The organism is Pseudomonas sp., from assembly GCF_051660785.1.
GTDB lineage: Bacteria > Pseudomonadota > Gammaproteobacteria > Pseudomonadales > Pseudomonadaceae > Aquipseudomonas.
This window is the reverse complement of the sequence record NZ_JBOFQE010000067.1, coordinates 1-7,365: the sequence shown is the minus strand read 5'-3', so window position 1 is coordinate 7,365 and position 7,365 is coordinate 1. Positions and strand designations below refer to the sequence as shown.

Genomic DNA, 7,365 nt, shown 5'->3' with positions numbered 1-7,365 from the left:
GCGTCGAACGGCGCTGCGCGCCAATCCCCGGATGAACGCCTCCACTCAGCCTCCCGAAAGGGGCGGGTGGATCAAGATCAAAAGCTGAAGGCGAGCTAACGCTCGGCCTGATGAGTGGTGGGAAGCAAAAGCCGAACGCAGATCCATTGTGGGAGCTGGCCTGCCAGCGATGGCGGCCTGACAGCCGACCGGTGACTTGCAGATGTACACGAACCCCTGTGGGAGCTGGCCTGCCAGCGATGGCGGCCTGACAGCCGACCACTAACTTGCAGATGTACCCCGAACCCTTGTGGGAGCTGGCTAGCCAGCGATGGCGGCCTGACAGCCGACCAATATCTTGCGGATGTACAAAATTCCACTGTGGGAGTTGGCCTTCCAGCGATGGCAGCCGGACAGCCGACCTATCTCTTTCTGTCGCTCCCGATTGATCGTTCCCATGCTTCGCGTAGAAATGCCGCCAGGAACGTCGCGTTCCATTTTTGTGTGTTTGATGATGTGTAAAAAACACAGCGCTTTCCCACGCATTTTTCAGGTGCCGGGTAGGAAGCAGTGTCTCTAATCTCGTTCCTGTCGCTGCTAATCCAGCGGCCAGGAGTGGAAACCTGAATCAGTAGGGCGAAAGCCCTCACGACCATAACGGCAAGTGTTGGCTCCAATTAAGATTAGGAGCTGTAAATGGACAACGATAATTCCGATTCAAGTTTCAATAAAACCAACCAAACCCCGCCGCCCCAGCACGATGTTCATGATCGCCACGGACATGGACACTGAAAGTCTCCTGGCCCAAGCCTGCGAGTCGTTGGCTTCGGCGAGTGTCATGGCCAGTGATTTCGCTACTGACCTGATTGTCCCGCAGCGCACTACGGTATTGGCGATTCAGCAGATCATCATGCTGGCGGAATTGGCGGTAAATCGGGCACTGGATAACGTCGATCCGGCGTAGACCGCGTCATCGTTCATCGCGAGCAGGCTCGCTCCCACAAGAATCTGGGTACATAGAACCGATGTGGGAACCTGCTCGCGATGGCGGCAGATCAACCAGAAAAGATCCTGGTGGTTCGACCTTTTCTTGAATGAGCAAGTGGATCTGAAAACTGCCTGCACCTGTCAGGTATGACAGTAGAAACATCGCGCAACTTCATTGAACATGATCACAAGTCGTCGTAACAGTCTGGTACCAACCAGGTGGTTGGCTTCAACGACATGCGAAATTTTATAAGGAAATAATCATGACCCATGAAGAAAAATCTGAGGCAAAACAGCACGGCTATGAAGTTTTTCTTGTATCCGGACCCCGTTACGATTCGTGGCGCATTGCTCAACATGGAGATTTGAAAGACGGAGAGTACGGCCGAGAAAACGATGCGTGGAGCCGCATTAAAGAGTTGATCGCCGCAGATCGCGGTGATCGTTTTTAGCTACCGTTCATCGCAGGCAAACCAGCTTTCACAAGGTCCTGCGCCAACTTCAATCAGCACACATCCTGTGGGGGCGGCTGTGCGGCGATTCAGCTTGCCCGCGATTGTGGCAGATCAATCACTGCAAGGCCTGACGGCTCAACCCCGTTTATTCAGGGCACAAAAAAACCGGCGATCACGCACTGATCGCCGGTTTTCGTTCAACGCCTACCGATCAAGGCATCAACACTTCAATCGCGCCATCCGCCGTCATGCTCACCTGGCTTGTGCCTGCTTCAACCTCAGGCGTCACAGGCGCCCCATCCATGCCGGCCGCTTTCATCATCATCGGTCCGCGCATGTACGGTTGTGGATAACCGTTGCTGTTGAGGTTCAGGCTGACGATTTTGTAACCCTTGCCACCCAAGGCGTCGGTTGCCAGTTGGGCGCGGGCCTTGAAGGCGGTGACGGCTTCTTTAAGCAGCGCGTCTTCGCTGGCCTTGCGGGTTGGGGTGGCGATGGCGAAGTCCATGCCGCCCATTTTCAGGTCGGTCAGCAGTTCGCCGGTCAGCTTCGACAGGGCGGCGAAATCGGAGCTTTCCAAGCGCAGTTCGGCGCGTTCACGCCAGCCGGTGATTTTCTGGCCCTTGGTGTCGTAGATCGGGTAGCTGTTGCGGCTGCCCTGGCGCAGGGTGACTTCTTTGACCTGTTTGGCCTGGGCCAGCGCTTTGTTCATGGTGGTGCTGACGTCGGCGGCGAGTTTGGCCGGGTCGGCGTTTTGTTCTTCGGTGTAGAGGGTCACGATCATCAGGTCGCGAGCCACTTCCTGACTGACTTCGGCACGCAGGGCGATCTGGTTGTAATGAAGCTCGTCGGCGGCCAGGGCCGGGAGACTGGCGACGGTGCCAACGCTGAGGGCAAGAAGGGCGGCGCTGCGGCGGAAACTGTGCATGAAAACTCCTTGGGCGGTGCGCAGGGGTTAAGGTCCGAGCCTGCGTGAAACCATCAGACTCTAACTTTATTGATCCGGTTCGCACAGTTACAACTTCTATACAGATGCCGGTGACCCTGTGGCGAGGGAGCTTGCTCCCGTTGGACTGCGAAGCAGGCTCAAAACTGTCAACGCGTTACTTCAGTTAAACCGAGTCAACCAATTTGCGGCTGCTGCGCAGCCGAGCGGGAACAAGCTCCCTCGCCACAAGGTAAATATCAGTTCGTAGACTGTGGCTGTTTGCCGCACTTTCGCCTGCCCACCCCCGTGCTTGGTTATACTCCGTGCGATCCGCCTGGAGCGCTCATCAGGAGAGCTCATGCTCGCCCCCGTTCAAATCACTTCCGCGACTCGCCAGAACCTCTGGCGGCTGACATTCATCCGTACTTTGGTGCTCGCCGCTCAGGCCGGTTCCGTAGGCCTGGCCTACTGGTTCGATCTGCTGCCGTTGCCGTGGGTGCAACTGGCAATGACCCTGGGCTGCTCGACGCTGCTGTGCGCGTTCACCGCGGTTCGGTTGCGCACGTCGTGGCCGGTGACCGAGCTGGAATATGCCCTGCAACTGGCCTGCGATCTGTTTATCCACAGTGCCTTGCTGTATTTTTCCGGCGGTTCGACCAACCCGTTCGTTTCCTATTACCTGGTACCGCTGACCATCGCCGCCGTGACGTTGCCATGGCGCTATTCGGTGATTCTGTCCGGTATCGCGCTGGCGCTTTATACGTTGTTGCTGGCGCAGTTCTATCCGCTGGAAACCTTTCCCATCGCCCGGGAAAACCTGCAGATCTACGGCATGTGGCTGAGTTTCGCCCTCGCCGCAGCAGTCATCACGTTCTTCGCCGCGCGCATGGCCGAAGAGCTGCGCCGTCAGGAAGAATTGCGCGCTATCCGTCGTGAAGAAGGCCTGCGCGACCAGCAATTGCTGGCCGTTGCGACTCAGGCGGCGGGTGCTGCCCATGAGCTGGGTACGCCGTTGGCGACCATGAGCGTGCTGCTCAAGGAAATGCGTCAGGACCACCATGACCCGCTGTTGCAGGACGATTTGAGCGTGCTGCAGGATCAGGTCAAACTCTGTAAGGAGACCTTGCAGCAACTGGTGCGCGCCGCCGAGGCCAATCGCCGTCTGGCGGTGGAGATGCAGGACGTCACCGACTGGCTAGACGAAGCGCTGAACCGCTGGCACCTCATGCGTCCGGAAGCCAGTTACCGCTTCCAGCGACTGGGCCAGGGCACTGTGCCGCGCATGGCGCCGCCGCCGGACCTGACGCAAGCGCTGCTGAATTTGCTGAACAACGCCGCCGATGCCTGTCCCGAAGGGTTGCAGGTGACGCTGGACTGGAGTGCCGAGGACCTGACGATCAGCATTCGTGACCACGGCGCCGGTGTGCCGCTGGCCATTGCCGAGCAGATCGGCAAACCGTTTTTTACCACCAAGGGCAAAGGTTTCGGCCTGGGCCTGTTTTTGAGCAAGGCCAGCGTGACACGCGCCGGCGGCTCAGTGAAACTCTACAGTCATGAGGAAGGCGGTACGCTCACCGAGCTGCGCCTGCCCCGTGTCGCCCGAGGAGACGAACATGAGTGACGAGATCCAAGTTGAAGGCGAAGAACTGCCGCATTTGCTGCTGGTAGACGACGATGCAACCTTTACCCGTGTGATGGCCCGTGCCATGGCCCGCCGCGGCTTTCGCGTCAGCACCGCCGGTTCCGCTGAAGAAGGTCTGGTCATCGCCCAGGCCGACATCCCGGATTACGCCGCCCTGGACCTGAAAATGGACGGCGACTCGGGCCTGGTGCTGCTGCCCAAACTGCTCGAACTCGACCCGGAAATGCGCGTCGTGATCCTCACCGGCTATTCGAGCATTGCCACCGCCGTCGAAGCGATCAAGCGTGGCGCCTGCAACTACCTGTGCAAACCGGCGGACGCCGACGACGTGCTGGCCGCGCTGCTCTCCGAGCACGCTGACCTCGACACCCTGGTGCCGGAAAACCCGATGTCGGTAGACCGCCTGCAGTGGGAGCACATCCAGCGCGTGCTCACCGAACACGAAGGCAACATCTCCGCCACTGCCCGCGCCTTGGGCATGCACCGCCGCACGCTGCAGCGCAAACTGCAGAAACGTCCGGTCCGCCGCTGAACGGACGCTGAACGATTATCGCCAAGCCTCGCGATAACCCGAACCGATCATCTATGATCGGTTCGTGTGTGTTCTTTTCTTTATCGAGCCTTTTCCATGAATCAGAACGCTGAGTATTCCGCGGTCAACGATGCTGTGCGCGGGCAGTTTTTTCGCAAAGTCTGGGCGATGACCACGCCGTATTGGCGCAGTGAAGAGAAGGGCAAGGCCTGGACGTTGCTGATCGCGGTGATTGCGCTGTCGCTGTTCAGCGTGGCGATTTCGGTATGGATCAACAGTTGGTACAAGGATTTTTACAACGCCCTGCAAAAGAAGGACGAAGCGGCTTTCTGGCAGCTGATCCTGTATTTCTGCGGGATTGCGGCGGTGGCGATTCTCGGCGCGGTGTATCGGCTTTACCTGACGCAGATGCTGACGATTCGCTGGCGGGCCTGGCTCACCGAGAAGCACTTCGCCCGCTGGCTCAGTCATAAAAACTACTACCAGCTGGAGCAGGGCGGCTACACCGATAACCCGGACCAGCGCATATCGGAAGACCTCAACAAATTCACCGCCAACACCCTGGGCCTGGGGCTCGGGTTGATTCGCAACATCGTCAGCCTCGTATCATTTTCGATTATTTTGTGGGGCGTATCGGGCAGCATCGAAGTGTTTGGTTTCACGATCCCCGGTTACATGTTCTGGTGCGCGCTGGTGTACGCCGCCGTCGCCAGTTGGCTGACACATTTGATCGGCCGACGCCTGATCGGCCTCAACAACAACCAGCAACGCTTCGAAGCCGACCTGCGTTTCTCCATGGTGCGGGTGCGCGAGAACGCCGAAAGCATTGCGCTGTACAACGGCGAGCCGAACGAGAACCGTCGTTTGAGCGACCGCTTCGGGATGGTCTGGCATAACTTCTGGGACATCATGAAAGTGTCCAAGCGCCTGACCTTCTTTACGTCCGGCTATGAGCAGATCGCCGTCATCTTCCCGTTCATGGTCGCTGCGCCGCGTTACTTCACGGGCAAGATCGAACTGGGCGAGCTGATGCAAATCAACTCGGCGTTCGCCAACGTCCAGGATAACTTCAGCTGGTTCATCACCGCGTACCAGGACCTCGCCGAATGGCGCGCCACCTGTGATCGTCTGCTGAGCTTCCGCCAGGCCATGACCGACAACGAAGAGCGGGCGCCGGCGATCGACGTGCAGAATTCGGGGACGGCGTTGAAGGTGCACAGCCTGGGCCTTGATCTGGCTGACGGTCGTCACCTGTTGACCAACGCCGACATGACCGTGGAGGAGGGCGAGCGCGTGATGCTCAGTGGCCGTTCCGGTAGCGGTAAATCCACATTATTCCGGGCGATGGGGCATCTATGGCCGGCGGGTCATGGCAGCATTCGACTGCCAGTGGCGCGTAACCTGTTTCTGCCGCAAAAACCGTATCTGCCGATTGGTACGCTGCGCGAGGCGTTGAGTTATCCACAGGCGGGCGATACGTATCCGCACGAGCGCTATGTGCATGTGCTGGAGACTTGCCGCTTGCCGCACCTTGTTGCGCGGCTCGACGAAGCCAATCACTGGCAGCGCATGTTGTCGCCGGGTGAACAGCAACGACTAGCCTTCGCCCGCGCGCTGCTCTATGCACCGCAGTGGTTGTACATGGACGAAGCGACGTCGGCGATGGATGAAGAGGATGAAGCGTCGTTGTATCAGGCGTTGATCGATGAGATTCCGGGGCTGAGCATTGTCAGCGTCGGCCATCGCAGCAGCCTGAAGCGTTTCCACCCACGGCATGTGCGCATTGAAAATGGGCATTTGGTGGACCAAACCGTGACCGCATAAACCCCTGCCTACCGGGGCGGGGTGATCGTACAACCGCGTTGAGCTATGATGCGGTTTCAGCCGAATTTTTCGAGAACGACGTTCACCATGGAAAACCCGATCGACGCACCACGCCTCCCTCGCAAGCGCCGCAGCCTCGCACAGGAATTGGTGACGGTGCTGTCCGAACAGATCCGCGACGGTCAGCTCAAACGCGGCGATAAATTGCCTACCGAGTCGGCGATCATGGATGCCCATGGCGTCAGCCGCACCGTGGTGCGCGAGGCGATTTCCCGTTTGCAGGCGGCTGGCCAGGTGGAAACCCGTCACGGCATCGGCACCTTCGTGCTCGACACTCCGAGCCCGAGTGGTTTCCGCATCGACCCGGCGACCGTGGTCACCCTGCGGGATGTATTGGCAATCCTGGAATTGCGCATCAGCCTGGAAGTGGAATCCGCCGGACTCGCCGCGCAACGCCGCAGCCCGGAACAGCTGGCCTTGATGCGCGCCGCGCTGGACGCGTTGAATGAAAGCGTCTCTCACGCCAGCGATGCCGTGGCGTCCGACTTCCAGTTCCACCTGCAAATCGCCCTGGCGACCGGCAACCGCTACTTCACCGACATCATGACCCACCTGGGCACCAGCATCATTCCGCGCACACGCCTCAATTCAGCGCGCCTGGCCCATGACGACCAGCAGCACTACATGAATCGCCTGAGCCGTGAGCACGAAGAGATTTACGACGCAATCGCGCGCCAGGATTCGGATGCAGCGCGGGCGGCGATGCGCTTGCATTTGACCAACAGTCGCGAGCGTCTGCGTCATGCGCATGAAGAGGCTGAGGCGCAGCGGGGGTAGGTTTCCAGGCTGGAGGATGGTTGCCTGACAGATAGCGATCACTAGCAGGCTAGCTGTGTAAACCCACCACGTTGTTCACGGATGCTATTCGGCTAATCGGTGGCAAATAACTCAGGCTGGCATGCGGGCGATGCCAGTTGTACTCGTGCAACCACGACGTCAGGTAGGTCGCGCGTTGGTC

At 59.1% G+C, this 7,365-nt stretch carries 7 protein-coding genes and 1 pseudogene; 6 read left to right on the top strand and 2 right to left on the bottom strand.

Going from position 1 to position 7,365, the window contains the following annotated elements; genetic code table 11:
* Positions 1–718: 718 nt before the first annotated feature.
* Together ACRC4F_RS18190 and ACRC4F_RS18185 are read left to right on the top strand one after the other, a co-directional pair.
* Positions 719–943, top strand: a pseudogene (locus tag ACRC4F_RS18190) (DUF6124 family protein); the annotation flags it as partial.
* A gap of 286 nt (positions 944–1,229) precedes the next feature.
* On the top strand, positions 1,230–1,418 hold the full coding sequence (locus ACRC4F_RS18185) for a hypothetical protein (protein ID WP_438660595.1): 189 nt from the start codon (positions 1,230–1,232) through the stop codon (positions 1,416–1,418).
* 214 nt (positions 1,419–1,632) lie between these two features.
* Here ACRC4F_RS18185 and ACRC4F_RS18180 read toward each other — a convergent pair whose 3' ends face one another.
* Positions 1,633–2,349, bottom strand: coding sequence for an SIMPL domain-containing protein (locus tag ACRC4F_RS18180; RefSeq protein WP_438660594.1), 717 nt, complete (start codon positions 2,347–2,349; stop codon positions 1,633–1,635).
* A 358-nt stretch (positions 2,350–2,707) separates the two neighbouring features.
* On the opposite strand from ACRC4F_RS18180, the gene ACRC4F_RS18175 reads away from it, so the two are divergent.
* The 4 genes from ACRC4F_RS18175 (at position 2,708) to ACRC4F_RS18160 (ending at position 7,184) form a co-directional block, all read left to right on the top strand.
* On the top strand, positions 2,708–3,970 hold the full coding sequence (locus tag ACRC4F_RS18175) for an ATP-binding protein (RefSeq protein WP_438660593.1): 1,263 nt from the start codon (positions 2,708–2,710) through the stop codon (positions 3,968–3,970).
* Entirely contained in the window at positions 3,963–4,523 is a 561-nt protein-coding gene (locus ACRC4F_RS18170) for a response regulator transcription factor (RefSeq protein ID WP_109627955.1), read from the top strand. The genes ACRC4F_RS18175 and ACRC4F_RS18170 overlap by 8 nt, the downstream gene beginning before the upstream one ends.
* 96 nt (positions 4,524–4,619) lie before the next feature.
* Positions 4,620–6,347, top strand: a complete 1,728-nt coding sequence (locus ACRC4F_RS18165) for an ABC transporter ATP-binding protein/permease (RefSeq protein WP_438660592.1) — start codon at positions 4,620–4,622, stop codon at positions 6,345–6,347.
* 87 nt (positions 6,348–6,434) lie between these two features.
* Positions 6,435–7,184, top strand: coding sequence for a FadR/GntR family transcriptional regulator (locus tag ACRC4F_RS18160; RefSeq protein ID WP_438660591.1), 750 nt, complete (start codon positions 6,435–6,437; stop codon positions 7,182–7,184).
* 49 nt (positions 7,185–7,233) lie between these two features.
* Here the strand turns inward: ACRC4F_RS18160 and ACRC4F_RS18155 are convergent.
* Positions 7,234–7,365 (bottom strand): integrase core domain-containing protein (locus ACRC4F_RS18155; protein WP_438660596.1); only part of this gene is annotated, 132 nt, incomplete at its 5' end.

Coding starts and splice junctions, on each gene's coding strand:
- ACRC4F_RS18170 (WP_109627955.1), top strand. CDS start 3,963: ATGAGTGACGAGATCCAAGTTGAAGGCGAAGAACTGCCGCATTTGCTG.
- ACRC4F_RS18175 (WP_438660593.1), top strand. CDS start 2,708: ATGCTCGCCCCCGTTCAAATCACTTCCGCGACTCGCCAGAACCTCTGG.
- ACRC4F_RS18180 (WP_438660594.1), bottom strand. CDS start 2,349: ATGCACAGTTTCCGCCGCAGCGCCGCCCTTCTTGCCCTCAGCGTTGGC.
- ACRC4F_RS18185 (WP_438660595.1), top strand. CDS start 1,230: ATGACCCATGAAGAAAAATCTGAGGCAAAACAGCACGGCTATGAAGTT.
- ACRC4F_RS18165 (WP_438660592.1), top strand. CDS start 4,620: ATGAATCAGAACGCTGAGTATTCCGCGGTCAACGATGCTGTGCGCGGG.
- ACRC4F_RS18160 (WP_438660591.1), top strand. CDS start 6,435: ATGGAAAACCCGATCGACGCACCACGCCTCCCTCGCAAGCGCCGCAGC.